Source organism: Burkholderia sp. Ac-20379 (assembly GCF_017104645.1).
In the GTDB taxonomy this organism is placed as follows: Bacteria; Pseudomonadota; Gammaproteobacteria; order Burkholderiales; family Burkholderiaceae; genus Burkholderia.
The window spans coordinates 1-1,647 of the sequence record NZ_JAAGPF010000677.1 but is presented as its reverse complement, the minus strand read 5'-3'; the positions used below and the strand labels follow the sequence as shown (position 1 = coordinate 1,647).

Here is a 1,647-nt window from a genome sequence, read left to right as displayed (position 1 = left end):
GGGGGGGGGGGGGGGGAGGGGGGGGGGGGGGGGGGGGGTGTTGTGGGTCAGGCGGGAGGCGGCGTAGGAGGTGGGCTAGGGGGGCTGGAGTTCGGGCGTGTGGTCTTGCGAGCGGCGGGGCGGGGCGGCGTCCTCGGTGGCCGCCAGGATCGGGCGGAACGACACCGAGAAGCGCACCGAGCGGCCCTGCGCGGCTGCGGCGGCGCGCACGCGGCCGGTCAGCTCGCGCACCTGGTCGAGCGATTCGCCCCACAGCGCGTACACGTCCGCATGTTTGGCCGCCACGTCGAGCGCCGCGCCCGACGCGCCGCCGAAATAGATCGGCACGTAGGGCTTCTGCGCCGGCTTCACTTCCGAGAAGCCCTGGCGGAATTGGTAGAACTTGCCGTCGTGATCGAACGGGCGATCCTCCGTCCAGATGCGGCGCAGGATGCCGAGGTATTCGTCGGTGCGCGCGTAGCGTTCGTCGTGTTCGAGGAAATCGCCGTCGCGCTGCTGCTCGCTGTCCGAGCCGCCCGAGATGAAGTGCACGCCGAGCCGGCCGCCGCTGAACTGGTCGAGCGTCGCGATCTGGCGTGCGGCCAGCGTCGGCGCCGTGAAGCCGGGGCGGTGCGCGAGCATGAAATTCACGCGCTCGGTCACGGCGGCCGCGTACGAGATCGTCAGCGTGGCCGACGGGCCGGTCGAATGATGCGGCACCAGGATCCGGTCGAAGCCGGCCTGCTCGTGAGCCTGCGCGAAGGCGCGCACGTAGTCGCGGTCGACGGCGTTGCCCGACGGCGGGTGGATCTCGGATTGCTTCTGGCTGGTGATCATGCCGATGAATTCGACGCTCATCGCGGTGCTCCGATGCGGCCCGGCGGGGGCGGGCGAAATGACGGGGCCGGCGGCGGCGCGAACGCTGGCCCCAGCCGGAACATGGCGGCCAGATTAGCGTCGGGATCATGCAAGACGTAAATAATTATTTGCGCAATGAATATCGGATTTGCATGGTTTGCGCGGGCGCGCGGGGCGCTTAGGCTGTGGGTCGCGCTGATGTTGGCGCGCGTGTGTGCGGGCGCGGCGCTCGATGGCCGGCTCGCCGTGGTGTGGGCGGTTGTCGCGGCCGGCGCATGCGCGTCCGGCCTGTTGGCGTTGGCGGTGTTGCCGATCGTTCCGGGCGTGTGGGTTCGTCCCGTTCGACGGCGCGAGGCGTCGAACGGACGGGACGGCGAGCTGGCGACGTAACGTGGATGCCGCGGCGGCTCAGGCCGCCGCATCCTCCGCGCCGAGCGCCGCGAAGCGTTCGCGCGCCGCGCCGGCCACGGCCTGCGCCGGCTCGGCCAGCCGTTCGACGCCCTCGCGCTGCGCGAGCCACAGATCGATCGACGGCCGGAAATCGGTGACGTTGACGATGTCCAGCGCGTCGCGCAGCGGGCTGGTTTCGAGCAGCGGCAGCGGCAGCAGGCCGAGCCCGAAACCGTCCACCACGGCTTGCAGTTGCACGTCGCGGCTGAACGCGTCGAGCGCGATGCTGACCGGCAGGCGCTGCGCGTCGAGCGCGCGCTTCAGGCTCGCGCGAAAGCCGCAGCCGTCGGGGTTCAGGATCCAGCCGCGCGTATGCAGATCGGCGAGCCGGCAGACCGGGATAGCGTCGTGTAGGGAGAA

At 71.0% G+C, this 1,647-nt stretch carries 1 protein-coding gene and 1 pseudogene; both read right to left on the bottom strand.

Annotated features, from left to right (window positions below):
- Positions 1 to 123: 123 nt before the first annotated feature.
- A pseudogene (locus G3N92_RS33870) lies at positions 124 to 837 on the bottom strand (LLM class flavin-dependent oxidoreductase); the annotation flags it as partial.
- A 408-nt stretch (positions 838 to 1,245) separates the two neighbouring features.
- The coding region (locus G3N92_RS33865) for a LysR substrate-binding domain-containing protein (protein WP_241015202.1) at positions 1,246 to 1,647 on the bottom strand (402 nt) is incomplete at its 5' end.